Genomic DNA, 26498 nt, shown 5'->3' with positions numbered 1-26498 from the left:
CGTAGCCCTGTCGCCCTCAAACGCCGGGCGGGCCTGGTTTGGCCGGGCCGACCGACAGCTTGGTTGATCACACTATCCGTCACACAGACAGCACCCGTCACACGTACTCCGTCGGGAGCACCGCTTCCCCCCGGGACAGCTGCGTCGCCGACATCGGAAGGCCCGCCCGCGCCGCCGTGTGCCGGTCGCGGGCCGCGTCCAGCGGCTCGCGCGCGACGACCTCGCCGCCGCGCACCAGCTCGATCTGGAGCTGCCGGTCCGCCAGCTCCGGGGGGACGGCACCGGAACCCACGACCTCCGCCTCGGCCACCCCGTCGGCGTCCAGCCGCCGCGCGGCCCACTTGCGGCCGCCGATGGAGGTCTTGCCGCCCATCGCCTTCTTCGCGACCGGCACCAGCGGCGCCGTCGGGTCCTGGGACTCGGCGCGGGCGACCAGCTTGTAGACCATCGAGCAGGTCGGGTGCCCGCTGCCGGTGACGAGCTGGGTGCCGACCCCGTACGCGTCCACGGGCGCCGCGGCCAGCGACGCGATGGCGTACTCGTCCAGGTCGCTGGTCACCACGATCCGGGTATCGGTCGCGCCCAGCTCGTCCAGCTGCTGGCGCACCCGGTGGGCGACGAGAAGCAGGTCGCCGGAGTCGATGCGGACCGCGCCGAGGCCGGGTCCGGCGACCTCCACAGCGGTACGGACGGCCTCGGTCACGTCGAAGGTGTCCACCAGCAGCGTGGTGCCGCTGCCGAGCGAGTCGACCTGGGCGGTGAAGGCGTCGCGCTCGCTGTCGTGCAGCAGGGTGAAGGCGTGGGCGCTGGTGCCGACGGTGGGGATGTTGTAGCGGAAGCCCGCCGCCAGGTCGGAGGTGGTGGCGAAGCCGCCGACGTAGGCGGCGCGGGAGGCGGCCACGGCCCCGAGCTCGTGGGTGCGCCGGGCGCCCATCTCGATCAGCGGGCGGCCCCCGGCCGCCACCGACATCCGGGAGGCGGCCGCGGCGACGGCCGAGTCGTGGTTGAGGATCGAGAGGATCACCGTCTCCAGCAGCACCGCCTCCGCGAAGCTGCCCTCCACCCGCATGAGGGGCGAGCCGGGGAAGTACACCTCGCCCTCCGGGTAGCCCCAGATGTCGCCGCTGAAGCGGTAGTCCGCGAGCCAGTCGAGCGTCGGGCCGTCCACGATCCGGTGATCGGCGAGGAAGCCGAGGATGCCGCTGTCGAAGCGGAAGTTCTCCACGGCGTCGAGCACCCGCCCGGTGCCGGCGACGACGCCGTAGCGGCGGCCCTCGGGGAGGCGGCGGGCGAAGACCTCGAAGACCGACCGGCGGTGCGCGGTGCCGGCCCGCAGTGCGGCCTGCAGCATCGTGAACTCGTACCGGTCGGTGAACAGCGCCGTCGACGGCACGGCCACCGGGAGCCCTAGGTCTGCGGTGTTCACAGCATCCGCGGGGTTCACAGCAGCGTCCATGACGGGGCACCTCACATCTCGGGTAAGCGGCTTGAGGCGATGCTACCCCCATTATTCGTCAGAGTGACGATTTCTAGGGGCGTTTGTGCGCCGGGCCACGCCGGGTGGCAGCATGGGAAAGGTGACTGCCCCTCCGTCTCCGCCCGCATGTGCCATCCGTCGCACGGCGCTGAGCGTCGCTCCCACCGAGATCGAACGCCCCGAGTCGAGCGAGGCTCCCGTCGAAGTGCTGGAGCCGGACGTCCCCTGGGTCACCGTCGTGCACAACGACCCGGTGAACCTGATGAGCTACGTGACGTATGTCTTCCAGAGCTATTTCGGCTACCCCAAGGACAAGGCCCGCCAGCTGATGATGGATGTCCACCACAAAGGACGCGCGATCGTCTCCAGCGGAAGCCGCGAGGAGATGGAGCGCGACGTGCAGGCGATGCACGGATACGGCCTCTGGGCGACCCTTCAGCAGGACCGCTGATGCCGGGGCACTTCGAGCCGCTGCCGGGCGGCGGCGCCGCCGTCGCCCTGGACGAGGTGGAGATCTCCATCCTGCGCAGTCTCGCCGTCCAGCTGCTGGAGCTGATCGGCCCCGGTGACGAGCCCGCGGAAGGCGATGACCCGCTCGCCGCGATGTTCGCCGAGGGGCCCAGCAGCCCGCCCTCGGACCCGGCGCTGGCCAGGCTCTTCCCCGACGGATACGGCGGCCCCGACGCCCCCGACGACGAGGCGACCCGCGCCGCCGCCGCCGAGTTCCGCCGCTACACGGAGACCGACCTGCGCACCCGCAAGCGCGAGGACGCGCTGGCGATGGTGCACGCCCTGGACGCGCTCGGCAAGGGCAGCGCCGTCCTGGAGCTGGACCCGGACACGGCCAGGCAGTGGCTCGGCGCCCTGAACGACCTCCGGCTGGCGATCGGCGCCCGGCTGGAGATCTCGGACGAGGAGGACGGCGGCGGGCTGTACGAACTGCCCGACCCCGACCCGCGCAAGCCGATGGTGATGGCGTACCTCTGGCTCGGCGGCATGCAGGAAACACTGATCGAGACGCTGATGCCGTAACCGTGCGGGGCCGGGTGCAGCGGGCGGGGCCGGACGGGCGGTGGGGTGAGCCCCGGCCGGGTCGTGCCCGCGCGCTCCCGCCGTGCCCGGCTGCGCCCGCCATGCCCGTCGCCCACCCTCGCCCACCCGTGTCTGCGGTGTCTGCGGATATCTGTGATGTCCGCTGTGCCTGCGATGTCCGCCGTGCTCGCGCGGTCCGGTGCGGTTGGTGAGGTACTCCAGTCGGCCCCCGCCGGTCGACGGGGGCCGCTTCGCCGGTCGGCCCGGCGGAGGTGCTGGTCCGGTCGCGCCCCGCAGCCGTGTGGTGGCAAGTCGGCATACATCCTGACTTGCCGTTCGCTCAACGGACGCTCAAATCCGGATAACGATCCCATTACCGCGCCCGTGCTTATCGGCCTATGTCGCGATGTTTGTCCTATTTTTCGGGTGGCCTGCGCCACGAGCGTCGCTACTGATCACTTGGCGCCTCGTGATAAATCTTCACGACCTGCCGTCCGCGACGCCACCCCTGTCGCGGCCGGGAGCGCTGAGCCGGCCGACCGTCGGCGTGCAGGACTCCATCCGGGGGGATCGGGACCCGATCCGGACGATCCGGGTCGGTATGGAGAAAGGCGCACCACTCATGACCTCAGCGCAGGTCGATACGCGAAACGACGACGGCGGCGAGGCCACGGAAGTCGCGTCGGACGAGGGCTATCAGCGCGGGCTTGGCAGCCGTCAGATTCAGATGATCGCCATCGGTGGCGCCATCGGCACGGGGCTCTTCCTCGGCGCCGGCAAGGCGATCACCAAGGCGGGTCCGAGTCTCATCCTGGCCTACGCCATCGCCGGCCTTGTCATCTTCTTCATCATGCGGGCGCTCGGCGAGCTGCTCATGTACCGCCCCGTCTCCGGCAGCTTCTCGGAGTACGCCCGCGAATTCCTCGGCCCGTTCTTCGGTTTCGTCACCGGCTGGACGTACTGGCTCTTCTGGGTCGTCACCGGCATCACCGAAGTCACAGCGGCCGCCAAATACGTGCAGTACTGGCGCGACGACATCCCGCAATGGGTCTCGGCGCTGGTCTTCACCGTCATCTTGTTCGCCGCGAACCTGATCTCGGTGAAACTCTTCGGGGAACTTGAGTTCTGGTTCTCCATGATCAAGGTCACCGCCATCATCGGCATGATCCTGATCGGCCTCGGCGTGATCATGCTCGGCTTCTCCGACGCCGGTGACACCGCGTCCTTCACCCTGCTCTGGTCCGACGGCGGGTTCTTCCCCAAGGGCATCGGCGGCACGCTGATGACCCTCCAGATCGTGATGTTCGCCTTCCTCGCCGTCGAACTCGTCGGCGTCACCGCGGGCGAGTCGGTCAACCCGAAGAAGACCCTCCCCAAGGCCATCAACACCGTGCCGTGGCGTATCGCCGTCTTCTACCTCGGCGCGCTGATCATCATCCTGTCCGTCGTCAGCTGGACCGAGTTCGTCCCTGAGACCAGCCCGTTCGTGGCCGCCTTCGCGAAGATCGGCCTCCCGGCGGGCGCGGGCATCGTGAACTTCGTCGTCCTCACCGCGGCGCTGTCCTCCTGCAACTCCGGCATGTACTCCACCGGCCGGATGCTGCGCGACCTGGCGCTCAACGGCCAGGGCCCGAAGTTCTTCGTCAAGCTGACGAAGAGCGGCCTGCCGCTGCTCGGTACCAGCGTCTCGGCCGCCCTGATGATGGTCGGCGTCTGGATCAACTACGAGTGGCCGTCGAAGGCGTTCGACTACGTCGTGTCCTTCGCGACCATCTCCGGCATGTGGGCCTGGATCATGATCCTCTGCTCGCAGCTGCGCTACCGCGCCAAGGCCGACCGCGGCGAGCTGCCGCAGTCCAGCTTCCGGGCGCCCGGTGCCCCGTACACGAGCGTCTTCGCGCTCTGCTTCATCTTCATGGTCATCGTGCTGATGGGCTTCGACAAGGACTCGCGGGTCTCGCTGTACGCGGCCCCGATCTGGGCGCTGATACTGATCATCGGCTACTACGTGCTCAAGGCCCGCAACCCGGAGGCCGTGGCGCGCAAGGACTACTCCATGGCCGCCGCGAACGCGGACTGGGGTGACTCCGAGCCCGAGGCCGCCGCTGACCCGCTCACCAAGAGCGACGGCGACACGAAGGGCACGAAGGGCTGACCCCAGCCCCTCGTAGCTCCTCGCGGCCAGTGAAACGGCGCAGGGCCCGTCCGTACCGCCACGATACGGACGGGCCCTGCGTCGTACACGGCCGATGAGCGGCGGGCGCCCCGCCAGGGGCGCGGAAAGCCGCGCGAACAGCCCACGACGCACCCGCGGTCCGCGACGCACGGACAAGGGCTCTCCCTGCCGCCCCAGCACGCCCCGCCGGAGACGGCCTGGGCGCCGTACCGTATCGGCACGAGGCCCCCGGCCCGGCGCGAACCGCCCCTCTTATGCTGTCGCCATGCTCACCATCACCCAGGCCCTGTACGACCAGATCGTCGCGCACTCCCGCGCCGACCACCCCGACGAGGCGTGCGGCGTGGTCGCAGGACCGGAGGGCGCAGGCCGCCCCGAGCGGTTCATCCCCATGCTCAACGCGGCCCGGTCGCCCACGTTCTACGAGTTCGACTCGGGCGACCTGCTCAAGCTCTACCGCGACCTGGACGACCGGGACGAAGAACCCGTGATCATCTACCACTCGCACACCGCCACCGAGGCCTACCCGTCCCGTACGGACATCTCGTACGCGAACGAGCCCGGCGCCCACTACGTCCTGGTCTCCACGGCCGACACCGACGACGCGGGGCCCTTCCAGTTCCGCTCGTTCCGCATCGTGGACGGCGTCGTGACCGAGGAAGACGTCCAGGTCGTCGACGCGTACTAGAGCACCCGGGGTGCGGCTTCCGTCTCACTTCGTGCGACAGAAAAGTCCGGGATATGGGACGGGCTACCGGAAGCGAGAGCGGGAATCGATACGATGAGCGCATGGTTGTCCATGACGTGAGCGCCGCGATCTCCCGGGGGGTGAGCCCCGTGTACCCAGCCAGGACGCCGGGCATCCTGCTCGTCGCGCGGCTGCACGTCGATCTGTGCCGCCTCGCCAGCGCCATCTGTCCGCACCGCGCCGCCGCCTGACCCACGCGGTCACGCCCCGCAGCACGCCCACGCCGCCGCGTGCAGATCAGTCGTCATCCCGCAGTCCCGCACTCCGACAGGAGCACTTCCCCATGGCCATCGAGGTCCGCATCCCGACCATCCTCCGCAGCTACACCGGTGACCAGAAGAAGGTCGAGGGCAGCGGAGACACCCTCGAAGCGCTCTTCGCCGACCTTGAGTCGCGGCACCCGGGCATCCTCGACCGCCTCGTCGACGGTGGCGAGCTGCGCCGCTTCGTCAACGTCTACCTCAACGACGAGGACGTGCGCTTCCTGAGCGGCATCACCACCCCGCTCTCCGACGGTGACAGCGTCACCATCCTCCCGGCCGTCGCGGGCGGGGCCTCCGTCCGCGACGACGTCGCCTGATGCGGTACGACAGCCCGCTGGCGGCCGTCGGCAACACCCCGCTGGTCCGGCTGCCCCGGCTCTCGCCCTCCGACGAGGTCCGCGTCTGGGCCAAGCTGGAGGACCGCAACCCGACCGGCTCGATCAAGGACCGCCCCGCGCTCCACATGGTCGAACAGGCCGAGAAGAGCGGCCGGCTGACCCAGGGCTGCACGATCCTGGAACCCACCTCGGGCAACACCGGCATCTCCCTCGCCATGGCGGCCAAGCTCAAGGGCTACCGCATCGTGTGCGTCATGCCGGAGAACACCAGCGAGGAGCGCCGCCAGCTGCTCGCCATGTGGGGCGCGGAGATCATCCCCTCGCCCGCGGCCGGCGGCTCCAACACCGCCGTCCGCGTCGCCAAGGAACTGGCCGCCGAGCACCCGGACTGGGTCATGCTCTACCAGTACGGCAACGCCGACAACGCGGGCGCGCACTACGCCACCACAGGGCCGGAGATCCTCGCCGACCTCCCGTCCATCACCCACTTCGTCGCCGGTCTCGGCACCACGGGCACCCTCATGGGCGTCGGCCGCTACCTGCGCGAGAACGTCCCGGGCGTCCGTATCGTCGCCGCCGAACCGCGCTACGACGACATCGTCTACGGCCTGCGGAACCTCGACGAGGGCTTCGTGCCCGAGCTGTACGACGAGTCCGTGCTCACCACCCGCTTCTCGGTGGGCAGCGAGGACGCCGTGACCCGCACCCGTGAACTCCTCTCCGAGGAAGGCATCTTCGCGGGTGTCTCCACCGGCGCCGCGCTGCACGCGGCGCTCGGCGTGGCCCGCAAGGCCCAGCAGGCGGGCGAGCGGGCGGACATCGTCTTCGTCGTCGCCGACGGCGGCTGGAAGTACCTGTCCACCGGCGTCTACACGGCCGCCACCACGGAAGAGGCCATCGAGACGCTGCACGGCCAGCTCTGGGCGTAACCCCCACCCAGCCGAACCCCCCGGCGCGTGCGCCGCTGCCCGTGTGCTCCGGGCGGGCTGGACGACCCAGCCCGCCCGGAGCACACGGGCTCGCCCCTTCCTGAGCCGCACCGCCCCCGTGGGCTCCTCCTGGGCCGCCCCCAACTGAGCGTGATGGCCGCGACCGGCCCCCGCCGCCCCGCGCGTAGCCCGCCTGTCGGCCGACCGCACACGCGTCTCACAGCCGCCCGCCCGTCCTGGTGATTCCGCACACAACGCGAGTGCGCGGAGGAGCGACCAGCCCTTGCGCGCCTTACGCTCATGGGCATCGCATGACCCCCCGGTCTCCGCCCCCTGGGGTTCCCCATGCCGAAGGCTGGGAACTTCGGTATGGCGAACCCCCAAGGAGGTTCCTGCTTCATGAAGCTCACCGTCGTCGGATGCTCAGGGTCGTTCCCCTCCGCGGAATCGGCCTGTTCGAGCTACCTCGTAGAGGCCGACGGCTTCCGGCTGCTGCTCGACATGGGCAACGGTGCCCTGGGCGAGCTGCAGCGCCACTGCGGTCTGTACGACCTCGACGCCGTACTCCTGTCGCACCTGCACGCCGACCACTGCGTCGACATGTGCGGATACTTCGTGGCGCGCTACTACCGGCATGACGGCGGGCGGGCGGGCATCATCCCCGTATACGGGCCCGAGGGCACCGAACGGCGGCTGATCACGGCGTACGACGACGTGCCGGACGAGAAGTCCATGCGTGAGGTCTTCGACTTCCGCACCCTCACCCCGGGCACCTTCACCGTCGGCCCGTTCGCCATCAGGACCGAACGGGTCTGCCACCCCGTCGAGGCGTTCGGCTTCCGCGTCGAGTACGGCGGCCGGTCGCTCGTCTACTCCGGCGACACCGGCCCCTGCGAGGCGCTGCACCAGCTGGCCCTCGGCTGCGACCTCTTCCTGTGCGAGGCGGCGTTCACCTACGGCAAAGAGGACATCCCGGAACTGCATCTCAACGGGCGGCAGGCGGGCGAAGCCGCCGAGCGGGCCGGAGTCGGGCGCCTTCTCCTCACCCACATCCCGCCGTGGACCGACCCGCAGGTCAACCTCAGGGACGCGCAGGCCGCGTTCGAGGGCCCGGTGGAGCTGGCCAAGTCGGGCGCGACGTACGAGCTGTAGCGCGGAACGCGCAGCGCACCACCTGGCGTGGCGGACGGACCCCATCCGGCATATCGCCCATCCGTCGGAGACCCGTAGCCGGGCCGACATGCGGCAGCAGGGCGCGGTACATACAAGAGAAGGTCCCCGTATCTACCGGATATCCGGTAGATACGGGGACCTTCGTCGCTTCAGACAGTCACTCGTCGCCGTCGCCGTCGCCGTCGCCGTCGCCGTCGCTGTGAGCGGCCGTGGCGGCCAGGGCCGGGGATCAGGCCGTTGGCTTGCCGTCCGCCGCGGAGTCGGCTGGGGACTCCCCGGCCTGCGCCGGAACCCGCGCCTTCTCCTCGGCGCGCGCCGCCTTCTTGGCCTGCTTGAGCTCCTCCGCCGCGTCCTCGGCGGCCGCGTCGTCGAGGGTGTCCTCGGGTTCGCGGCCCGGCGTCGGGATGTTGAACTTCAAGATCGCGTAGCGGAACACCACGTAGTAGACCGCCGCGAACGCCAACCCGATCGGGATCAGCAGCCACGCCTTCTCGCTGTGCGACCACCCGAGCAGGTAGTCGAAGAGCCCGCCGGAGAAGGTGAAGCCGCTGCGGATGCCGAGCGCCCAGGTCAGGGCCATGGACACACCGGTCAGCACCGCGTGGATGCCGTACAGCACCGGGGCGAGGAACATGAACGAGAACTCAAGCGGCTCGGTGACGCCCGTGACGAAGGCGGTCAGCGAGATGGAGAGCATCATGCCCGTGACGGCCTTGCGGCGCTCGGGGCGTGCACAGTGCGCGATGGCCAGACCGGCGGCCGGGAGGGCGAACATCATGATCGGGAAGAAGCCCGTCATGAACATTCCGGCCGACGGGTCGTCGTGGAAGTAGCGCGCGATGTCGCCGTTGTACGTCTTGCCGTCTGCGGCGGTGAAGTCACCGAACTGGAACCAGGCGAACGAGTTCAGCAGCATGTGCATGCCGACCGGGATCAGCAGCCGGTTGACCACGCCGAAGATGCCGGAGCCCAGCGCGCCGTTGCCCGAGAGCCACTCGGCGAAGTTGTTGAGCCCGTCGCCGATCGGGGCCCAGGCGTAACCGAAGAGGACGCCGTAGGCCAGACCCGCGAAGGACATGAGGATCGGGATGAGACGGCGGCCGCTGAAGAAGCCCAGCCAGTCGGGGAGCCGGGTGCGGTGGTACTTCTCCCACAGCAGGGCGGCGGTGATGCCGACCACGACGCCACCGAGCACGCCCGGGTCCTGCGGCTTGTCGGTGACGTCGCTGACGAACCCGGTCAGCACGTTCTTGTAGACGAGGAAGCCGACGACGGCGGCGAAGGCGGTGGTGCCGTCCGACTTCTTGGCGAAGCCGATGGCGACACCGATGCAGAAGAGGAGAGCGAGGTTGTCGAAGAGCGCGCCGCCCGCATGGGCGAAGATCTCGGCGACCTTGTTCCAGCCCAGCCCCGTCTTGCCGAAGACGTCGTCCTGACCGAGCCGGTTGAGGATGCCGGCGGCAGGCAGGGCGGCCACCGGCAGCTGGAGGCTGCGGCCGATTTTCTGCATACCCTGAATGGCGCCTGCGCCCCGCTTCTTTGCGGGAGCCGCCTTGGCGGTGGCCGTGCCCATCGGATTCCTCCTGGTGAGGCGGGCTCTCAAAGGGGGAATGGCCCGCTGCCTGGTCTAAACCACAAGTGGTTTAGACCAGTTTTAACACGGCCTTACGGAGGAATGGAATCCTCTCCTGCCAGTGGACTGGACCACATGTCCGCCGAGTTGCGCAAATGGGCGATCAGAAGGGGGCCCGGGTGGGCTGTGATCATCTCCCGCGGCTGCCTCCCGAGATCGTACGAGCCATGCCCTGACCTGCGAGGAAAGAGCATGTCCGGCCGCCGCGGCCGGAGCCCGCACCGGGGCGGGGGTGGGGCGGGGCGGCGGCCCGCTCGTCAGGAACCGCAGAAGCCGCAAGAAGCCGCTGAGGCGGCAGAGGCGGGGGAATCGTGGAGGCCGCAGTGGCCGCTGAGGCCGCAGTGATCGCTGAGGCTCTGGGAGTCGCCGGAGCGAGCGAGCCCGCGCCCGAGGGCCGGGCCCAGGGACCCGACGGAGCCCCGCCCTCACCGGCAGCCGCCGCTGTACCCCGCCGACGTACGCCCGCGCCCCTGCGTCGCCACGCCCCTCCGCTTCACGCCCCTCCGTTTCACACCCCTGCGCCCCACACCTCCCCGCACGCCCGCCTCCGCGCACTCCCCGCCGCCCTATTTCACGTTCTCCTCCTCCAACTCCTCCGCATCAGGTTCGCGGCCGGGTGTCGGGAGGTCGAATTTCTTGATCAGGAAACGGAACAGGAAGTAATAGACCACGGCGAAACACAGCCCGACCGGGATGATCAGCCACGGTTTCGTGGCGAGGCCCCAGTTGATGGCGTAGTCGATCAGTCCGGCCGAGAAGCTGAAACCGTCGTGCACGCCGAGCTCCCAGGTCACCGCCATCGATACGCCCGTGAGCAGCGCGTGCACCGCGTACAGCGCGGGAGCGACGAAGAGGAAGGAGTACTCGATCGGCTCCGTGATGCCGGTGACCAGCGAGGTCAGCCCGACCGACAGCATCATGCCGCCGATCTCCTTGCGCCGCTCGGGCTTCGCGCAGTGCGCGATGGCGAGTGCGGCGGCGGGCAGCGCGAACATCATGATCGGGAAGAAGCCCGTGGTGAAGATGCCCGCGCTCGGGTCGCCGTTGAGGAAGCGGTTGATGTCGCCCTGGTAGGTCTTGCCGTCCGGCGCCGTGTAGTCCCCGTACTGGAACCACACGAACGTATTGAGGAACTGGTGCAGCCCCATCGTCAGCAGTGCCCGGTTGGCGATGCCGAAGATGCCGGAGCCCACCGCGCCGAGCCCGGTCAGCCAGTCGCTGAAGTCCACCAGCGCGTCACCGACCGGCGGCCACACCCACAGGCAGGCCGCCGCGAACACCAGGCCCACGAACGACATCATGATCGGCACGAGTCGGCGGCCGTTGAAGAAACCCAGCCAGTCCACCAGCCTCGTCCGGTGATAGCGCCGCCAGACCCACGCGCTGAACAGCCCCAGCACGATGCCGCCGAAGACGCCCGGGTTCTGCGGCTCACCGTCCTCGGGGAACTGCGCCAGCACATTGTGGTAGACGAGGAATCCGGCGACCGCGGCCAGCGCCGTCGAGCCGTCCGCCTTCTTCGCCATGCCGATCGCGACACCCACGCAGAACAGCAGCGGCAGCCCGAGCACCGGATCGAGCAGCGCCCCGCCCGCACCGGCGAACACCTTGGCCACGTTGTCCCAGCCGAGCCCGTCAGCGCCGAAGACGTCCTTCTGGCCCAGCCGGTTGAGGATGCCGGCGGCGGGCAGCACCGCGATGGGCAACTGAAGGCTGCGGCCCATCTTCTGCAGCCCTTGGAAGAAGACCGATGTCCACTTCTTCCGTGGTGCCGCGGCGCTGCTCACGCTCATGTCCGTCCTCCCGGCGGCAGTTGGCCATCACGCTTGCCGCATACTGGTGTAGACCTCTTGTGCCGCCGTTCGGGTGAGCCCGACGGTGGCGGCAGGTGATCGCCATCCTTCGCTAGGTAACGGACATATGCCCGCGAAGTTGGTCTAAACGTGCGTTACGGTATGACAAACGCTCGGCGGGACCGCCGAAGGGCCGAGAAAACAGGAGTGGACATGGCCAGCAAGGCTGAGAAGATCGTCGCCGGGCTCGGTGGGATCGACAACATCGAAGAGGTCGAAGGCTGCATCACCCGCCTCCGCACCGAGGTCAGTGACGCCTCCCTCGTTGACGAAGCCGCCCTGAAGGCCGCGGGCGCCCACGGCGTCGTCAAGATGGGCACGGCGATCCAGGTCGTCATCGGCACCGACGCCGACCCCATCGCCGCCGACATCGAAGACATGATGTGAGCCACGCCCCACCCGGCACCCGCTCACCCGCGCGTCTCAGCCCCTGACCTGCCCTGGCCCGCCCGCCGCACACCGGCCGCCGCCCACCACCCGGCGGCCACCCGCGTCCGGTGACGCCACACGCCCACGGCAGCACGGCACCCAGCCGCCGACGTCGGCCCACCACAAGTGGCCCGCCACCACAGCGACATGAGCCACCACTCGCCGAGACCACGACGGGCCTCGTTCCGTACGGACAGCCGCACCCGGGCACTCCGTACGGAACGAGGCCCGCCGCATTGCCGATAGGGTCGGAGCATGTCTCGTATCGACGGCCGCACACCCGACCAGCTCCGCCCTGTCACCATCGAACGCTCCTGGAGCAAGCACGCCGAGGGCTCCGTCCTCGTCTCCTTCGGAGACACCCGCGTGCTGTGCACCGCCAGCTTCACCGAGGGCGTACCGCGCTGGCGCAAGGGCAGCGGAGAAGGCTGGATCACCGCCGAGTACGCGATGCTCCCGCGCGCCACGAACACGCGTGGCGACCGTGAATCCGTACGGGGCAAGATCGGTGGCCGCACCCACGAGATCTCCCGCCTCATCGGCCGCTCGCTGCGCGCCGTCATCGACTTCAAGGCGCTCGGCGAGAACACCATCGTGCTCGACTGCGACGTCCTCCAGGCCGACGGCGGGACCCGCACCGCGGCCATCACCGGCGCGTACGTCGCCCTCGCCGACGCCATCGGCTGGGCCCAGGGCAAGAAGCTGATCAAGGCCAACCGCAAGCCCCTGACCGGCACCGTCGCCGCCATCAGCGTCGGCATCGTGGACAACGTCCCGCTCCTCGACCTCCGCTACGAGGAAGACGTGAACGCCGAGACCGACATGAACGTCGTCTGCACCGGCGACGGCCGCTTCGTCGAGGTCCAGGGCACCGCCGAAGGCGAGCCCTTCAAGCGCGACGAACTCAACGGGCTGCTCGATCTCGCGGTGGCGGGCTGCGACGAACTCGCCGCCCTCCAGCGGGAAGCGCTGGCCGTCACCAACTGACGCCGCACGGCGGGGCGGTGACACCCGCCCCGCCCCCGCCGCTGTGTCCCCGCCCGATCTCCCCAACGGACGCCCTCTCTTGGGCTCCCGGGGAAGCGAACGGACGCCCTCCCTTGGGTTCCCGGGGAAGTGACCGGGAGAAACAACAGGGACCCCGGCGGAGGAAGCAACCATGCACGGCCCCGCGCGCGTTTAGTCAGGTGACAGGTACGGGCACACGCACCGCCGTGGACTCGTACACACCCGCCGCGGAGGGACCCGTTCCATGGCCATGCGCCGCCTCACGACCGCCGCCGTCAGCGTCGCCGCCCTCGCACTGGCCGTGCCCCTGATGACCGGATGCGACGACGTCGACAAGGCGATCGACTGCGCGCAGCTGGGCGTATCGATCTCGGGGGACGTCAACGACCTGCAACAAGCCGTCACCGACTCCGCGGAAAACCCGGAGAAGGCCGACGACATCCTCGACGACCTCAACAAGGACATCGACAAGCTCCGCGACAGGACCGACAACGCCGACGTCGAGAAGGCCGTCGACCACCTCGACAAGGCCCTCGACAACGTGCGCGTCGCGATCAAGGAAGACAGGAACCCCGACCTGTCACCGGTCGGCGACGCGGCCAAGGAACTCACCAAGGTCTGCAGCCCCGGCTGACCCGGATAATCAGCCGTATGAAGCGCCTCATCCTCGCCACCCGCAACGCCCACAAGATCACCGAGCTGCGCTCGATCCTCACCGACGCCGCGCTCGATATCGACCTCGTCGGCGCCGACGCCTACCCCCACATCCCCGACGTCAAGGAAACCGGCGTCACCTTCGCCGAGAACGCCCTCCTCAAGGCCCACGCCCTCGCCAAAGAGACCGGCCTGCCCGCCGTGGCCGACGACTCCGGCCTGTGCGTGGACGTCCTGGGCGGCGCGCCCGGCATCTTCTCCGCGCGCTGGGCAGGCCGCCACGGCGACGACAAGGCCAACCTCGACCTGCTGCTGTCCCAGCTGAGCGACATCGCCGACGCCCACCGAGGCGCCCACTTCGCCTGCGCGGCAGCCCTCGCCCTCCCCGACGGCACCGAGCGCGTCGTGGAAGGCCACCTGAAAGGCACCCTCCGCCACGAACCCACGGGCGGCGGCGGCTTCGGCTACGACCCGATCCTCCAGCCTCTGGGCGAGACCCGCACCTGCGCCGAGCTGACCCCACGGGAGAAGAACACGATCAGCCACCGGGGGAAGGCGTTCCGGGAGCTGGTGCCGGTGGTGCGGGAGCTGGTGGGATGACGCGCCTTGGCCAGCCCCGGTAAGGCCCCAGGCTGCCGCACCGGACCTCGGCCGGGACGCTCCTGCCGGGCCGGGACGTCCCCGCCGGGAGACGCCGAAGGGCCGACTCGCCACAGAGGAGAGTCGGCCCTTCGAAACGAAGGTGTGCGGCCGGAGGGACTCGAACCCTCAAGGGATTTCTCCCACAGCATCCTAAGTGCTGCGCGTAGGCCAGTTCCGCCACGGCCGCTAGCCGCCAGTAATGGTAGCGGGCGTACGACCCACCGGTCAGGCGGGTAATCCTGTGCCGATCACCGTGGATCGATGGCGCGACGGGTGAGCCGACGGTTGCGGCACCAGGTCTCGGTCGTGGCGTGACAGTTGGGGCAGAGATAGCGCAGATTCTGCGCCCGGTTGTCGAGCCAGTCTCCGTTGATGTGGTCGATGTGCAGGGTCATCAGTGCCTCACGCCACTCGCCCTCGTTGCCACAGAAGGCGCAGCGGTACGGGACGCCCAGCGCGCTCAGCGCCCGGTGCAGCCGGTCACGGTTGACGCGAGGTGACCCGGCGGACCGTACGCGGAGCACATCGGCGGGGGCGGGACCGGACTGCCCGACCAGGGCCACCCGGCGGGATGTTCGTACGAAATGCGAGGTGTCCAGGCGGAGTTGGGCCACCCAGCGCTGGACTCGACGCGTGCTCACATCGTTCGGCGGCATGCCGAGGGCCCGCACTACATCCGCGTAGCTCGTCGAGCCCGCGACGGCCTCCGCGAGCTGCTGGTCGGGGCGGGGCAGCCGGGAGTGGCTGAAGTGCGTCACATCGATGTGCAGCGCGATGAGCGTGCGCCGCAGCGCGGCCCGCGTCCTTCCGTCGTCGGGCGCCCCCAGGGCACGCGCCAGCGCGCGAAAGCTGTTCACCGACGCCGCGGCCTCCGCGAGCTCCGCGAGGCCGTACGGCAGTTCCGGTGCGTGACGGTTGAGGCCCGGGAAGTGACTGATGTCGATACCGGCCGCCGCGATGCGCCTGCGGAGGTGCGAGAGCGTGCCGGTGGCGGGCGTCGCGCCAAGCTTCCGCGCCACTTCCCGCAACGTGGTCGAGGAGGTGACGGCTCGGCCGATCGCCTCGTCGGAATACTTCCTGGTCATCAGGGTTCGTCCTCCTGCCCGGCCCTGGCACGCCCCTTCCACGGTGTTCGCTCACCGTGGCCGCGGCTTCGGCCGCCCCTTCGTGGATGCGGCCGCTTGTGGCAGCCTCGAACTCTTCAACGAGTCGGGGGACGAGGGGTTACGCCGTTCAGGGCAGGCGGCGGGCCGGGGCCCGCCGCCTGTGGGGTCAGAACCTGGGGTCGGGGGACTGTGACTCGACCATGCGTACGGCCTCCTCCTGGGTCGCCACCGAGGGGCCGGAGCCTTCCAGGGGCTGGCGGGCGGTTTCCTTCATGCAGGCCACGGCTACCAGGCCGACCAGGGCGGCGAGCATCGCGTAGACGGCGGGCATCATGTCGCTGCCGGTGACGCTGATCAGGCCCGTGATGACCAGGGGGGTCGTGCCGCCGAAGAGGGAAGCGGCGAGGTTGTAGCCGATCGACAGGGAGCCGTAGCGGACGTTCGTCGCGAAGAGTGCGGGCAGGACGGCGGACATGGTGCCCAGCAGGCAGACCAGCGGCAGGCCGAGCATCAGCATGCCGGAGGCGACGGCGAGGAAGCTGCCCTGCTGGAGCAGCCAGAACGCGGGGAGGGACAGCACGGCGAAGCCGCCCATGCCCGCCGCGAGCAGCGGTTTGCGGCCGAAGCGGTCGTTGAGGTGGCCGACCCGGTTGACCAGGCACATGAGGATGACCATGGTGCCGACGATGAGGAGCAGGCCGTGGGAGTCGTCGTAGTCGAGCTCGTCCGTGAGATAGGTCGGCATGTACGAGAGCAGCATGTAATGGCAGATGTTGTACGCGGCGACGAGCACGACGCACAGCAGGAGCCGCTGCCAATGGGCGACGAAGATTTCCTTCAGCTCGGTGGTCTCGCTGTTGATATGGCCTTCGGCGGCGTTGTTCTCTTCGAGTTTCTGGAACGCGGGGGTCTCTTCCAGCCTCAGCCGCAGGTAGAGGCCGGCGAGTCCGAGGGGACCCGCTACGAGGAAGGGGATGCGCCAGCCCCAGTCCTCCATGGTCGCGTCGCCGAGCTGCTCGTTCATGACGACGACGAGGCCCGCCGCGCTCGCGTAACCGGCGAGGGTGCCGAGTTCGAGGAAGCTGCCGAAGTAGCCACGCCGCTTGTCGGGGGCGTATTCGGCGATGAAGGTGGAGGCTCCGCCGTATTCACCGCCCGTGGAGAATCCCTGGATCAGCCGGAAGATGATGAGAAGGGCTGGTGCCCAGAAGCCGATGGAATCGTAGGACGGAATCAGCCCGATGCAGAAGGTGCCGAGCGCCATCAGGATCATGGTGAGGGCGAGCACGGATTTACGGCCGATACGGTCGCCGAGCGGCCCGAAGTACAGTCCGCCCAGGGGACGTACGAGGAAGGCGACGGCGAAGGTGGCGAAGGACGACAGCAGCTGCATCGTGTCATTGCCGGACGGAAAGAAGACGTGCCCGATGGTGACGGCGAGATAGCTGTAGATGCCGAAGTCGAACCATTCCATGGCGTTGCCGAGCGCTGCGGCTTTTACGGCTCGCTTGACGATCTTCTCGTCGGTGACGGTGATATCCGTCCGGCGCAGCTTGGGGTTTTTTCGGCGGGCGACCGCGCGGAAGAGGGGCCGGTGACGTCTGACCGCCTCGGGGTCTTGCGCGGCGTCGTCGATAGAGGTGCCGGTTGACACGACTCGCCTTCCCTTCGTCTGCTGCGACCGCGTAGGGCGCGGTTTCGGTACGACTAGGGCTGCTGCGCCCGTTGAGTGCGGTCAAACCCCTTTTAGCAGCTAACGCGATATTGCTCACATTGGCTGGGCCGTGCGGCGGCATGCCGGTTCGGGGCTTGGCGGGGCTGTGGGACAGGCGCTGTTACAAGATCTTTACGCTGTCGCGCGCTGGCTGAGTCGTACGGGCAACGGGTCTGTGTGGCTCGCACGCAAGGGTGGGTGCGTGGAGTGCGGGCTCTCGCCCGTTCCGTAGGGAGATGTGAGTGCGATGGCTGTCCGTCCCGTTCTGCGCCGCCCGGTTCTGCGTCGGCCCGCCGTGTCCGCGGCTGGTGCGCGCCGGGCCGGTGTGCGTGCCGCCGTGGTGACGCTTGTGGTGGTGACCGCGGTCGCCTGCGGCGGGGTGTGGTGGAGCCAGGCGGCTGACCGGGGCGGTGTGGTGGAGAAGGCCCCGAAGACGGCGGCGGTCGAGCGGTCGAAGTCCGGGGCGGTCAAGGCGGTGGGGCTGCCGGGCGTGCGGGACTGTGGTCAGGGGGAGCCGTTGCTGAAGCCGGAGATCATCACGCTGGTGTGTGTGGACGCGGGGGTGGTGGCCAGCGACCTGGAGTGGCAGAGCTACGACGCTGAGGGCGCGGAGGGGGATGGTGTGGTGCAGGTGTCAGGCTCGGTGGGTGCGGCGCCCGCTTCGTATCCGGCGCGTTTGTCGCTGTACGGGGCGAAGAATGTGGACGGCAAGCCTGCTTTTACCGGGCTGACGGTGATGTATTCCGGGTCCACGCCGTTCGGTGAGGCAACTGAGACGTACACGATCGCCTGATGGGCATTCGTGGCCGCATCGCGCTCGCTATTTCCTTTGTGACGGCTTTGGCCGTGGTGCTGCTGGGTCTTTCCGTGCATCACATCGCGGATCGGGACCGGCAGCGGCAGGCCCGGGAGTATCAGGATGAGCGGCTGAGTTCCGCTTTGCGTATTTATCAGCGGGACGATTCTCTGGCGCTTGGTGCGCAGCTCGACGATGCCAGGATTCCGCCCCCGCTGGCTCGCGCGGTGGCGGGTGGTGGTTCTGGGACGTACATCAGCGGTGGGGACGATCCGCGTGCCTGGGCCGCTACGGGGGTCGGCGGGGACAAGGTGCTGTCGGTGTCGGCGGCGTTCCCGCGTGCGGACCCGGCGCAGGACGCGTTGGACCGGGCGTTGATCGTCGCCGGTGTGGGGACGGTGGTGCTGGCCGCCGTGGTGGCCTGGTTTGTGGCGCAGCGGCTGTCGCGGCGGCTGCGGCTGAGTGCGGCCGCCGCACGCAGGATCGCGGCGGGGGAGCCGCCGGACGCCGCCGCGCTCATGGTCCGGGGCCGCGATGAGGTCTCCGAGCTGGGGCGTTCCATCCATGACATGGCGGCTTCGCTGGCGGGTCGGGTGGAGGCGGAGCGCAAGTTCACCGCTGATGTGGCGCATGAGTTGCGTACGCCGGTGGCGGGTCTTGTGGCCGCCGCCGAGCTGTTGCCGCATGAGCGGGCGATTGAGCTGGTGCGGGACCGGGCGCAGGCGATGCGGGGGCTGGTGGAGGACCTGCTGGAGGTGTCGCGGCTGGACGCCGGGGTGGAGAGCGCGCAGCTGGAGCCGGTGGAGTTGCCGTTGCTGGTGCGGGGGATCGTGCGGCGCGCGGTGGGGCAGCGGGGGATCGCCGAGTCGGTGGTGCGGGTCACGGCTGTGGGGGAGGGCCGGATCGTCACGACGGACGCCCGGCGGGTGGAGCGGGTATTGGTGAATGTGCTGGCGAACGCGGTGCGGCATGGGCGGCCGCCGGTGGAGGTGCGTGTGGAGGGCGCGCGGATCGTGGTGAGCGACCATGGCCGCGGTTATCCGGCGGAGATCCTCGCTGAGGGGCCGCGCCGGTTCCGTACGGGTGCCCCGGAGCGGGGTACGGGGCATGGTCTCGGGTTGACGATCGCGGCGGGGCAGGCGCGGGTGCTGGGCGCGCGGCTTGAGTTCGGCGCCGCCGCGTCGGGCGGCGCCGAAACGGTGCTGTCGCTCCCGGAGTTGGACGAACCACCGAAGCCGCCGGAGGCGCCGGAGCCGGAAGGGCGCATCCGGCCGGGGGATTTGGCGCCGGGGCCCGGGCCGGGGCCCGGGTCCGGGGCCACCCCGGCCCGGTGAAGGCCCGCTGTCCGGCGGGCCTGCTCCGGGGGCCGGTGGGCCGCCGTCCGGGCGGCCCGGCCCCCGGTGGTCCGGGAGGACTCAGTGGCCGACGGCTCCCGGTGGGCAGGGAGGGCCGTCGGCCTGTGGGGCCCCGTCGGCCTGTGGGGCCGGGTGGTCCCGGGAGGCTGTTGTGGTGGGGGTGAGAGGCGAGCAGATGCGGCAGGGTTGCTGCCGCTCTGCTTGTGCCGGTCCGCCGTCAGAGGCCGCCGTCAGAGACGGTCGTCAGAGACCGAGGTCCTTGATGATTTTCGCGACGTGCCCGGTGGCCTTGACGTTGTAGAGGGCTCGTTCGACCTTGCCGTGTTCGTCGACGATGACGGTGGAACGGATGACCCCGGTGACCGTCTTTCCGTACAGCTTCTTCTCGCCGTAGGCGCCGTACGCCTCAAGCACCGTCTTCTCCGGGTCGCCGACGAGCGTGACCTTCAGGTCTTCCTTGTCACGGAACTTGGCGAGCTTTTCCGGCTTGTCGGGGGAGATGCCGATGACGTCGTAGCCGTGCCCGGTGAGGAATTCGAGGTTGTCGGTGAAGTCGCAGGCTTGCTTGGTGCAGCCGGGGGTGAGGGCGGCGGGGTAGAAGTAGACGATGACCTTGCGGCCCGCGTGGTCGGCGAGGGAGACCGGCTTGCCGTCCGCGTCGGGCAGGGTGAAGGCGGGGGCGGTGTCGCCGGGCTGCAGTCGCTCGCTCATAGCTCTCCTTAGTGGGTGATTCCGCTGTCCCTGACATTAGCCAGGTTCGCGATGGGGGATTCCGTGGGGCACAGATCGAACCGACCTGACAGACTGTCCAGCACGGATCATCGATAATTGACGGAGGCAGCGCGGTGTCGGAAGCCAGGACCCCTGCGCAGATCGAGGCTGATATCGCCCGCAGGCGGCGTGAGCTCGCTGTGACGCTCGACGAGATCGGGGTGCGCGTGCACCCGAAGACGATCATCGGCGACGCGAAGGCGAAGGTGGCCTCGACTGTGGACCGTACGGCGGGGCAGGCGTACGTGGCCGCCAACCGCGCGGTCTCTGACGTGCGGGCCCAGTTCGTCTCGGCGGACGGTGCGCCGCGTCTTGAGCGGATCGTGCCGGTCGCGCTCGTGGCTGTGGCCGTGATCGGACTGCTCACCGTCTCCTCGCGGCGGCGTCACGACTGACGCGCGGCGGTGGGCCACAAGGGACGGGGACCGGGCCACGACGGACGGGGACCGGGCCGTGTCGGCTGAATGGCACCGGACCCATCGGCGTACGGCGGGGGCCGGGCCAGGTACCGTCATGGCGTGAGTGCCAAGACGTCCCACGACAAGCTGCCCATCCGGATGCTGCATGACCGGGTGCTGGTCCGAACAGACATTCCGGAAGGCGAGCGTCGCTCGACCGGCGGCATCGTCATTCCGGCGACCGCCGCCGTCGGCCGCAGGCTGGCCTGGGCCGAGGTGGTCGCTGTCGGCCAGAACGTACGGACCGTGGAGCCGGGCGACCGGGTGCTGTACGACCCCGAGGACCGCGCCGAGGTCGAGGTGCGCGGGGTCGCGTACGTGCTGATGCGCGAACGTGATCTGCACGCCGTCGCCGCGGAGCGCCTGGAGGGCTCGGAGGATTCCACGGGGCTGTATCTGTAGGGCTGATCTGTCGGCCTGCGGCCTGTGGGCTGTACGGATCTGATCGGTAGGGCTGCGGGGTGTACGGGCTGTGCCCGTAGCCTCGCGCTTCGTCCCTCGTGCCGTCTCGTGCTTCTGCGTCCGTGCCGCCTCGCGCCCGGTTCCGTGTGCCGTCCCGCCGCTGGTGTGGCGCGGGCCATCGGAGCCCGGCGGGCGGCGTTGACCTGCGCTGATATGCGTCGTAGGCAGGGCGGTGACCTCGGTCACCGCCCTTTTTCTGCCGTGTTGCTAGGGTCGTAGATATCCCGACGAGACGCGCCGTACCGGGTTACGCAAAGACGACGCACCCCTGTTGAAGCACGCATTTCACGGAGGTGCCGTCATGGCCTGGGTTCTGTTGATCGTCGCTGGTCTGCTTGAGGTGGGCTGGTCGATCGGGATGAAGTACACCGAGGGGTTCACCCGGCTGTGGCCGAGCGTGTTCACCGGTGCGGGCATCGTCGCGAGCATGATGCTGCTGGCGCACGCCGCCAAGTCCCTGCCGATCGGCACCGCCTACGGCGTGTGGGTCGGCATCGGCGCGGCCGGTGCGGCGGTGCTCGGCATGGTGGTGCTGAACGAGCCCGCGACCGCCGCCCGGATCTTCTTTGTCGTGCTGCTGCTGGTGGCGGTGGTCGGCCTGAAGGCGACGTCGGGCCACTGACGGCTGCGCCGCCGCTGCCCTCACCGCGCCCGTAGGCCGCGCCCGGCCCGGCTCCTCGTCGGGACCTGGTCGGGGCCGGTCTGCACTGAGAGGCCCATGGTGGGCGGTCGCTGCTGGTGGTGCGGGTGTTGCCGTGCCGTATGGGCAGGCGCGGACGGGTCCGCCCCGGCCGGTGAGCAGTTTGCGGACTTTCCGTGTCCTCGCCGGTCGGGGCGGACCCGCCGTCTTGCTTTGGTGACGTGACGTGACGTGACGTGACGTGACGTGACGTGACGTGACGTGACCTGACCTGGCCTGACGTGACCTGGCCTGACGTGGCCGGCCGCCGTCGTCGGGAGCCGTACGCGGCCCCGGGTCAGCCAGTGCCGCCGGCTCCGCCGCCGTCTGCTCCGCCGTCCGCTCCGCCGTCTCCGCCGCCGCCCCCGCCGTTCTGGGCGCCACCCGGGAGCCCGCCGTCCTGGCCGCCGATCGGCCCGGCGTTCTGGCCGCCGTTCTGTTCACCGGTGGCTCCTCCGGCCGGGAAATCGGTCGGAGGGGTGGCGGTCGGCGGCGTCGGGATGTCGGTGGGCACGGTGGGGATGTCCGTGGGTGTGGTGGGCGTGTCCGTGGGTGGGGCGCTGGTCTCCGGGGGCGCGCTGCTGGTCGGCGGCGCGCTGCTGGTGGCCGGTGGCTCCGTGGTGCCGGTCGGCGGCAGCGACGGGGTGTCGGCGCCGTCCTCCAGTTGCAGGTCGAAGTCGCGGGCGGGGACGCCCTTGAGGGCGTCGGCGGTGTACTCGGCCCAGATCTCCGCCGGGTAGCCGCCACCGTTGATGCGGGGCAGGCCGGTCGCCCCGTACAGCGGTTTCTGCGCACCGGTGTCGGAGTCCTGACCCATGACGGCGACGACGGTCGCCAGGTCGGGCGTGAAACCGGCGAACCAGGCCGCCTTGTCCTCCTCGGCGGTGCCGGTCTTGCCCGCCGCCGGGCGGCCTGCGGCCTGTGCCGCGGTGCCGGTGCCGCCTTCGACGACGCTCTTGAGGATCGAGGTCGTGGTGTCGGCCGCGTCGCGCGGGACGGCCTGCTTGGTGCTCTGCCGCGGCAGGTCGATCTTCCCGCCGTCCTTGGTGATCTCGTTGACCAGGCTGTAGGCGCCGTGCTTGCCGTGGTTGGCGAGTGTCGCGTACGCCTCTGTCATGTCCAGGACGCTGGCCGTGGAGGGGCCGAGCGCGATGGAGGGACTGGCGGTGAGGTCGGGGGTGTTCTCGGGGATGCCGAGGTCGACCGCGGTGTCCTTGACCTTCTCGGGGCCGACGTCCTGGGCCATCTGCGCGTAGACGCTGTTGACGGACTTGTCGGTGGCCGTGGTGACGTTGACCGGCCCGTAGTCGACGTCGTCCTCGTTGGCGGGCGAGTAGTTGGTGGGCCCGTTGGGGCCGATGACCTCGCGCTTGTTGGTGCCGTCGTAGAGGGTGTCGGGCGTGATCGGTTGACCGCCCTGGGTGACGGAATCGTTCTCGACGGCCGAGGTGAAGACGAACGGCTTGAAGGTGGAGCCGACTTGGTAGTCGCGGCGGGTGGCGTTGTTGACGTACTGCTTCGTGTAGTCGACACCGCCGTACAGGGCGACGACCTTGCCGGTCTTGGGGTCGATGGAGGCGCCACCGGCCCGCACGTACTTGTCGACCTTGTTCTGGTCGCTGAGCTTGTCCATCAGCCGCTTCTTGACGGCGCCGACGAACGCGTCCTGCTTCTTCTTGTCGATGCTGGTGGTGATGCGGTGGCCACCGGCGGCGAGGTCCTTCTCGTCGATGATGTCGTTGCTCGTGATGTAGTCCTTGACCGCCTCGACGAGGTAGCCGCGCTGCCCGGACATGCTGGAGGCGGGCTTGGCCTCGTCCGGCGTCGGGAACTTCATCGCCTCCCGCTCGGACTTCTCCAGCCAGCCCTTCTTGACCATGCCGTCCAGTACGTAGTTCCAGCGGGCCAGCGCCTGCTTCTTGTACTCGGGATGGACGACGACGTCGTACGCGCTGGGCGAGTTGAGCAGCGTCGCGAGGTACGCGCTCTCGCCGGTGTTGAGCTCGTCGGAGTCCTTGCCGTAGTACGCCTGCGAGGCCGCCTGGATGCCGTACGCGTTGCGGCCGAAGTAGCTGGTGTTCAGGTAGCCCTCAAGGATGTCGTCCTTGCTGACCTCGCGGTCGAGCTTGATCGCGATGAAGAACTCCTTGGCCTTGCGGCTGACCGTCTGCTCCTGGTCCAGGTAGTAGTTCTTGACGTACTGCTGCGTGATCGTCGAACCCGACTGCTTGCCCTTGCCGGTGGCGGTGTTCCAGGCGGCCCTGACCATCGCCGCCGGGTTGACCGCGGACTCGGAGTAGAAGTCCCGGTCCTCGGCGGAGAGCACGGCGTGCTGCGTGTTCTTGGACACGTTGCTCAGCTTCACGTTCTCCCGGTTGACCGCGCCTTCGCGGGCGAGTTGGGAGCCGTCGGAGTAGAGGTAGACGTTGCTCTGGGCCAGCGCGGCCTTGTTGGCGGCCGGGATGTCCACGAGCAGGTAGCCGGTGACCAGGGTGCCGCCGACGAGCAGGAAAAGCAGGAGGAAGGCGCCGAGCACCATCCGCCAGGTCGGGAGGACGCGGCGCCAGCCGGTGCGCTTGGGGCGGCGCTTCTTCGCCTTCTTGCCGGGCTTCGGCGGCCCACCGGCGGCGTTGCCGTCAGCGGCGGCGGAAGCGGAAGCGGAAGCGGCGTCGGGGGTAGTGGCGCCTGCGCCAGTGCCTTGGGCGCCGGTGCCTGCGGCGCTCGCGGCGGCAGTCGCGGGCACGGTGGGGAGCGCGGCGGTGGCATCGGGGCCTGCCGCGCCTGCCGCGGGCACGGAGCCGCTGCCGGTGGGGGCGGGCCCGGCGCCGCCGTGGCCCGCCGCCGCGGCGGCGGGGCCTGGGCGGGGGGCGTTGCCGCCACCCGCGGCTTTCGGGCGGCCGCCCGTACCACCCGCGGCATGCGGGCCGGTGCCGCGCGGCGCCGCGGGGCCCGTGTCACGCGCGGCGTTGAGGCCCGTGTCATGTCCGGTGCTGGGGGCGCTGTCGCGCGGGGGCCTCGGGGCGTCGCGCTGCGGCGGCTTGGGCGCGCCGGCACCCGCTGCCTGCGGGCGCATGCCACCCGCCGTCTCCGGCCGCATGCCGCCTCCGGCCTGGAGACCGGGGTCGCGCGGAGCCCTGGCGCCGCGGTCCTGCGGAGCCCTGGGGCCGGAATCCTGCGGGGACCTGGCGCCGGGGTCACGGGGGAGCTGGCCGCTGGGGTCGCGCGGCGGCTGAGCCCCGGGGTCACGCGGAAGCTGGCCGCTGGGGTCGCCCGGGGGCCTGCCGTTGGGGTCGCGTGGCGTCGCGGAATCGCGTGGCGTTTTGGGGTCGTGTGGCGTCTTGGAGCCGCGTGGCGTCTTGGGGGTACGGTCGTCCGCCGCCTGGGGCGCGCGCTCACGCGGCGGCGTCCGCGGACGGTCGCGCGGGGGCCTCGGGGCGTCGTCTCGCGCGGGCTTGGGGACGTCGTCACCTGGCACCGTGGGGTTGGGGCCACCTGCGGCTTCGGGGTGTTTGTCACCCGCGGCTCCGGGCTTGCCGCCGCCGCCTTCGGCGTCGCTGTCGCCTCCGCCTTCGGCGCTTGGCTGCTGAGGCTCGTCGGTCATGTCTGTAGGGACTCCTCGGGCGCCGCCCATGGTTGTGTCACGGCATAAATAAATCGTGTCGTGTCGGGCGATTCGCGTCGTACGCCCCACAAAACACTGTCGCATCATGCGTTCCGCTAGGCGGAGGCGGCGCGCACCTGTGACAGCTCTGTGACCCGCTGGTTGGCCCTGGCGGCTCACCCCACAGGGTGAATAATGCCTGGCTTGCCGCCCAGCCGCCGGTCTAAGCTCGTGGACTTTGGTGCTCAGCGACGGGAAGGGAGCCTCGGTGCGGCTCTACATGGCCGTCGCGGCGAGCGGGTTCCGACGTTACGCGACGTACAGGGTCGCCACCGCCGCGGGGGTCTTCACCAACACGGTCTTCGGATTCATCGTCGCCTACACCTTTGTCGCGCTGTGGGACCAGCGGCCCCATCTGGGCGGCTACGACGTCTCCCAGGCGCTGACGTTCGTCTGGCTCGGGCAGGCCCTGCTGGCCGCCGCCGCCCTGATGGGCGGCGGTTTCGAGGTGGAGTTGCAGGAGCGCATCCGCTCCGGGGACATCGCCATTGATCTCTACCGGCCCGTTGATCTCCAGCTGTGGTGGCTGGCCGGGGACTTGGGGCGGGCGGGGTTCCAGCTTCTCGGGCGCGGCATCGTGCCGATGGCGCTAGGCGCGCTCGCGTTCGAACTCAGCTTTCCGGCGTCCGCGTTGACCTGGCTGGCGTTCCTGTTCTCGGTTCTTCTCGGGCTGCTCGTCGGTTTCGCTCTGCGCTATCTCGTCGCGCTGACCGCCTTCTGGCTGCTCGACGGCAGTGGAGTGGCCATGGTCAGCATGCTGCTCGGGATGTTCCTGTCGGGCATGCTGCTGCCGCTGCCGGTCTTCCCCGGGTTGCTCGGTGATGTGGCCAAGGTGCTGCCCTGGGCGGCGATGCTCCAGGTGCCGGCGGATGTGTTCCTCGGCGAGCGCACAGGGGCCGGGCTCGCGGGGGCGCTCGCCTTCCAGGCCGGGTGGGCGGTCGTGCTCTTCGCGGGCGGCAGGGCCCTGCAGTCCGTGGCCACCCGCAAGGTGGTGGTGCAAGGTGGCTGAGCCGCGTCAGGCCGAAACCGGGACGAGCGAGGCGGCGTCCGGGGCGACGGGAGGGCTGGCGGCCGGGACGGCGCCCGGGTTGGCGTCGGGGGCGGCGCACCACGAGGTCCGTGAGGAGCCCTGGGCGGAGCG

At 69.8% G+C, this 26498-nt stretch carries 25 protein-coding genes, 1 tRNA gene and 1 riboswitch; of the genes, 18 read left to right on the top strand and 8 right to left on the bottom strand.

Features of this window, described 5'->3' with window-relative positions:
• Window positions 1-97: 97 nt before the first annotated feature.
• Window positions 98-1426, bottom strand: a complete 1329-nt coding sequence (locus AC5P1B_RS03925; protein ID WP_493884853.1) for a nicotinate phosphoribosyltransferase — start codon at window positions 1424-1426, stop codon at window positions 98-100.
• A 199-nt stretch (window positions 1427-1625) separates the two neighbouring features.
• Here AC5P1B_RS03925 and clpS point away from each other — a divergent pair, with 199 nt between their 5' ends.
• The 8 genes from clpS (at window position 1626) to AC5P1B_RS03885 (ending at window position 8115) form a co-directional block, all read left to right on the top strand.
• Window positions 1626-1928, top strand: coding sequence for an ATP-dependent Clp protease adapter ClpS (gene clpS, locus AC5P1B_RS03920; RefSeq protein ID WP_493884852.1), 303 nt, complete (start codon window positions 1626-1628; stop codon window positions 1926-1928).
• Window positions 1928-2509 carry a DUF2017 domain-containing protein gene (locus AC5P1B_RS03915; protein WP_493884743.1) on the top strand — a complete coding sequence of 194 codons (582 nt, stop codon included), beginning with the start codon at window positions 1928-1930 and terminating at the stop codon, window positions 2507-2509. The genes clpS and AC5P1B_RS03915 overlap by 1 nt, the downstream gene beginning before the upstream one ends.
• 622 nt (window positions 2510-3131) lie before the next feature.
• A complete protein-coding gene (locus AC5P1B_RS03910) occupies window positions 3132-4664 on the top strand; it encodes an amino acid permease (protein ID WP_493884742.1) in 1533 nt (510 codons plus the stop codon).
• Window positions 4665-4950: 286 nt separating this feature from the next.
• Window positions 4951-5373 carry a M67 family metallopeptidase gene (locus AC5P1B_RS03905; protein ID WP_493884741.1) on the top strand — a complete coding sequence of 141 codons (423 nt, stop codon included), beginning with the start codon at window positions 4951-4953 and terminating at the stop codon, window positions 5371-5373.
• A gap of 101 nt (window positions 5374-5474) precedes the next feature.
• Window positions 5475-5624, top strand: coding sequence for a putative leader peptide (locus AC5P1B_RS03900; protein WP_493884740.1), 150 nt, complete (start codon window positions 5475-5477; stop codon window positions 5622-5624).
• Window positions 5625-5716: 92 nt separating this feature from the next.
• Entirely contained in the window at window positions 5717-6013 is a 297-nt protein-coding gene (locus AC5P1B_RS03895; protein ID WP_493884739.1) for a MoaD/ThiS family protein, read from the top strand.
• Complete coding sequence (locus AC5P1B_RS03890) at window positions 6013-6963, top strand: PLP-dependent cysteine synthase family protein (protein WP_493884738.1); 951 nt, start codon at window positions 6013-6015, stop codon at window positions 6961-6963. Before AC5P1B_RS03895 ends, AC5P1B_RS03890 begins: the two co-directional genes overlap by 1 nt.
• A 399-nt stretch (window positions 6964-7362) precedes the next feature.
• Entirely contained in the window at window positions 7363-8115 is a 753-nt protein-coding gene (locus AC5P1B_RS03885; protein WP_493884737.1) for an MBL fold metallo-hydrolase, read from the top strand.
• A 250-nt stretch (window positions 8116-8365) separates the two neighbouring features.
• On the opposite strand, the gene AC5P1B_RS03880 is transcribed toward AC5P1B_RS03885, so the two are convergent.
• Window positions 8366-9709, bottom strand: coding sequence for a PTS transporter subunit EIIC (locus AC5P1B_RS03880; protein WP_493884736.1), 1344 nt, complete (start codon window positions 9707-9709; stop codon window positions 8366-8368).
• A 626-nt stretch (window positions 9710-10335) separates the two neighbouring features.
• Window positions 10336-11562 carry a PTS transporter subunit EIIC gene (locus tag AC5P1B_RS03875; protein ID WP_493884735.1) on the bottom strand — a complete coding sequence of 409 codons (1227 nt, stop codon included), beginning with the start codon at window positions 11560-11562 and terminating at the stop codon, window positions 10336-10338.
• Window positions 11563-11724: 162 nt separating this feature from the next.
• Between AC5P1B_RS03875 and AC5P1B_RS03870 the strand changes: the two genes are divergently transcribed.
• The 4 genes from AC5P1B_RS03870 to rdgB all read left to right on the top strand — a co-directional run bounded on the left by AC5P1B_RS03870 (window position 11725) and on the right by rdgB (window position 14313).
• Window positions 11725-12009, top strand: coding sequence for a PTS sugar transporter subunit IIB (locus AC5P1B_RS03870; RefSeq protein ID WP_493884734.1), 285 nt, complete (start codon window positions 11725-11727; stop codon window positions 12007-12009).
• 297 nt (window positions 12010-12306) lie between these two features.
• Window positions 12307-13038 (top strand): ribonuclease PH, encoded by a 732-nt coding sequence (gene rph, locus AC5P1B_RS03865; protein WP_493884733.1) that lies wholly within the window; start codon window positions 12307-12309, stop codon window positions 13036-13038.
• Window positions 13039-13303: 265 nt separating this feature from the next.
• Window positions 13304-13693: a hypothetical protein gene (locus tag AC5P1B_RS03860; RefSeq protein WP_493884732.1), complete on the top strand. Its 390-nt coding sequence runs from the start codon at window positions 13304-13306 to the stop codon at window positions 13691-13693.
• A 17-nt stretch (window positions 13694-13710) separates the two neighbouring features.
• Entirely contained in the window at window positions 13711-14313 is a 603-nt protein-coding gene (gene rdgB, locus AC5P1B_RS03855) for an RdgB/HAM1 family non-canonical purine NTP pyrophosphatase (protein WP_493884731.1), read from the top strand.
• A 145-nt stretch (window positions 14314-14458) separates the two neighbouring features.
• Here rdgB and AC5P1B_RS03850 read toward each other — a convergent pair.
• The 3 genes from AC5P1B_RS03850 to AC5P1B_RS03840 form a co-directional block, all read right to left on the bottom strand.
• Window positions 14459-14542 (bottom strand) — tRNA-Leu (locus tag AC5P1B_RS03850).
• Window positions 14543-14603: 61 nt separating this feature from the next.
• On the bottom strand, window positions 14604-15440 hold the full coding sequence (locus AC5P1B_RS03845) for an HNH endonuclease signature motif containing protein (RefSeq protein ID WP_493884730.1): 837 nt from the start codon (window positions 15438-15440) through the stop codon (window positions 14604-14606).
• 187 nt (window positions 15441-15627) lie between these two features.
• Window positions 15628-17115: an MFS transporter gene (locus tag AC5P1B_RS03840; protein WP_493884729.1), complete on the bottom strand. Its 1488-nt coding sequence runs from the start codon at window positions 17113-17115 to the stop codon at window positions 15628-15630.
• 307 nt (window positions 17116-17422) lie between these two features.
• Between AC5P1B_RS03840 and AC5P1B_RS03835 the strand changes: the two genes are divergently transcribed.
• Entirely contained in the window at window positions 17423-17968 is a 546-nt protein-coding gene (locus tag AC5P1B_RS03835) for a hypothetical protein (protein WP_493884728.1), read from the top strand.
• A complete protein-coding gene (locus AC5P1B_RS03830) occupies window positions 17968-19305 on the top strand; it encodes a sensor histidine kinase (protein WP_493884727.1) in 1338 nt (445 codons plus the stop codon). Before AC5P1B_RS03835 ends, AC5P1B_RS03830 begins: the two co-directional genes overlap by 1 nt.
• Before the next feature lie 264 nt (window positions 19306-19569).
• Here the strand turns inward: AC5P1B_RS03830 and bcp are convergent, their stop codons facing one another.
• Window positions 19570-20037 (bottom strand): thioredoxin-dependent thiol peroxidase, encoded by a 468-nt coding sequence (bcp, locus tag AC5P1B_RS03825; RefSeq protein ID WP_493884726.1) that lies wholly within the window; start codon window positions 20035-20037, stop codon window positions 19570-19572.
• A gap of 134 nt (window positions 20038-20171) precedes the next feature.
• Between bcp and AC5P1B_RS03820 the strand changes: the two genes are divergently transcribed.
• From AC5P1B_RS03820 to AC5P1B_RS03810, 3 genes are all read left to right on the top strand, one after another.
• On the top strand, window positions 20172-20492 hold the full coding sequence (locus tag AC5P1B_RS03820; RefSeq protein WP_493884725.1) for a DUF3618 domain-containing protein: 321 nt from the start codon (window positions 20172-20174) through the stop codon (window positions 20490-20492).
• A gap of 162 nt (window positions 20493-20654) precedes the next feature.
• The gene (locus AC5P1B_RS03815; RefSeq protein WP_425581558.1) at window positions 20655-20957 is read left to right on the top strand and encodes a GroES family chaperonin; all 303 of its coding nucleotides are present in this window, start codon (window positions 20655-20657) and stop codon (window positions 20955-20957) included.
• Window positions 20958-21224: 267 nt separating this feature from the next.
• Window positions 21225-21284, top strand: a riboswitch (guanidine-III (ykkC-III) riboswitch).
• 34 nt (window positions 21285-21318) lie between these two features.
• Complete coding sequence (locus AC5P1B_RS03810; protein ID WP_493884724.1) at window positions 21319-21639, top strand: DMT family transporter; 321 nt, start codon at window positions 21319-21321, stop codon at window positions 21637-21639.
• 355 nt (window positions 21640-21994) lie between these two features.
• Here the strand turns inward: AC5P1B_RS03810 and AC5P1B_RS03805 are convergent, their stop codons facing one another.
• Window positions 21995-24490, bottom strand: coding sequence for a transglycosylase domain-containing protein (locus AC5P1B_RS03805; protein ID WP_493884851.1), 2496 nt, complete (start codon window positions 24488-24490; stop codon window positions 21995-21997).
• A 1075-nt stretch (window positions 24491-25565) separates the two neighbouring features.
• On the opposite strand from AC5P1B_RS03805, the gene AC5P1B_RS03800 reads away from it, so the two are divergent.
• Window positions 25566-26366 (top strand): ABC transporter permease, encoded by an 801-nt coding sequence (locus AC5P1B_RS03800; protein ID WP_493884850.1) that lies wholly within the window; start codon window positions 25566-25568, stop codon window positions 26364-26366.
• Window positions 26367-26498: the final 132 nt, after the last annotated feature.

It is taken from the genome of Streptomyces sp. A01 (assembly GCF_059026195.1).
This window is presented reverse-complemented; position numbering and strand designations above follow the sequence as displayed.

What these genes read in the sequence shown, in the direction of transcription:
- AC5P1B_RS03915 (WP_493884743.1), top strand. Translation starts at nt 1,928, where the DNA reads ATGCCGGGGCACTTCGAGCCGCTGCCGGGCGGCGGCGCCGCCGTCGCC.
- AC5P1B_RS03910 (WP_493884742.1), top strand. Translation starts at nt 3,132, where the DNA reads ATGACCTCAGCGCAGGTCGATACGCGAAACGACGACGGCGGCGAGGCC.
- AC5P1B_RS03905 (WP_493884741.1), top strand. Translation starts at nt 4,951, where the DNA reads ATGCTCACCATCACCCAGGCCCTGTACGACCAGATCGTCGCGCACTCC.
- AC5P1B_RS03900 (WP_493884740.1), top strand. Translation starts at nt 5,475, where the DNA reads ATGGTTGTCCATGACGTGAGCGCCGCGATCTCCCGGGGGGTGAGCCCC.
- AC5P1B_RS03895 (WP_493884739.1), top strand. Translation starts at nt 5,717, where the DNA reads ATGGCCATCGAGGTCCGCATCCCGACCATCCTCCGCAGCTACACCGGT.
- AC5P1B_RS03890 (WP_493884738.1), top strand. Translation starts at nt 6,013, where the DNA reads ATGCGGTACGACAGCCCGCTGGCGGCCGTCGGCAACACCCCGCTGGTC.
- AC5P1B_RS03885 (WP_493884737.1), top strand. Translation starts at nt 7,363, where the DNA reads ATGAAGCTCACCGTCGTCGGATGCTCAGGGTCGTTCCCCTCCGCGGAA.
- AC5P1B_RS03880 (WP_493884736.1), bottom strand. Translation starts at nt 9,709, where the DNA reads ATGGGCACGGCCACCGCCAAGGCGGCTCCCGCAAAGAAGCGGGGCGCA.
- AC5P1B_RS03875 (WP_493884735.1), bottom strand. Translation starts at nt 11,562, where the DNA reads ATGAGCGTGAGCAGCGCCGCGGCACCACGGAAGAAGTGGACATCGGTC.
- AC5P1B_RS03870 (WP_493884734.1), top strand. Translation starts at nt 11,725, where the DNA reads ATGACAAACGCTCGGCGGGACCGCCGAAGGGCCGAGAAAACAGGAGTG.
- rph (WP_493884733.1), top strand. Translation starts at nt 12,307, where the DNA reads ATGTCTCGTATCGACGGCCGCACACCCGACCAGCTCCGCCCTGTCACC.
- AC5P1B_RS03860 (WP_493884732.1), top strand. Translation starts at nt 13,304, where the DNA reads ATGGCCATGCGCCGCCTCACGACCGCCGCCGTCAGCGTCGCCGCCCTC.
- rdgB (WP_493884731.1), top strand. Translation starts at nt 13,711, where the DNA reads ATGAAGCGCCTCATCCTCGCCACCCGCAACGCCCACAAGATCACCGAG.
- AC5P1B_RS03845 (WP_493884730.1), bottom strand. Translation starts at nt 15,440, where the DNA reads ATGACCAGGAAGTATTCCGACGAGGCGATCGGCCGAGCCGTCACCTCC.
- AC5P1B_RS03835 (WP_493884728.1), top strand. Translation starts at nt 17,423, where the DNA reads ATGGCTGTCCGTCCCGTTCTGCGCCGCCCGGTTCTGCGTCGGCCCGCC.
- AC5P1B_RS03830 (WP_493884727.1), top strand. Translation starts at nt 17,968, where the DNA reads ATGGGCATTCGTGGCCGCATCGCGCTCGCTATTTCCTTTGTGACGGCT.
- bcp (WP_493884726.1), bottom strand. Translation starts at nt 20,037, where the DNA reads ATGAGCGAGCGACTGCAGCCCGGCGACACCGCCCCCGCCTTCACCCTG.
- AC5P1B_RS03815 (WP_425581558.1), top strand. Translation starts at nt 20,655, where the DNA reads ATGCTGCATGACCGGGTGCTGGTCCGAACAGACATTCCGGAAGGCGAG.
- AC5P1B_RS03810 (WP_493884724.1), top strand. Translation starts at nt 21,319, where the DNA reads ATGGCCTGGGTTCTGTTGATCGTCGCTGGTCTGCTTGAGGTGGGCTGG.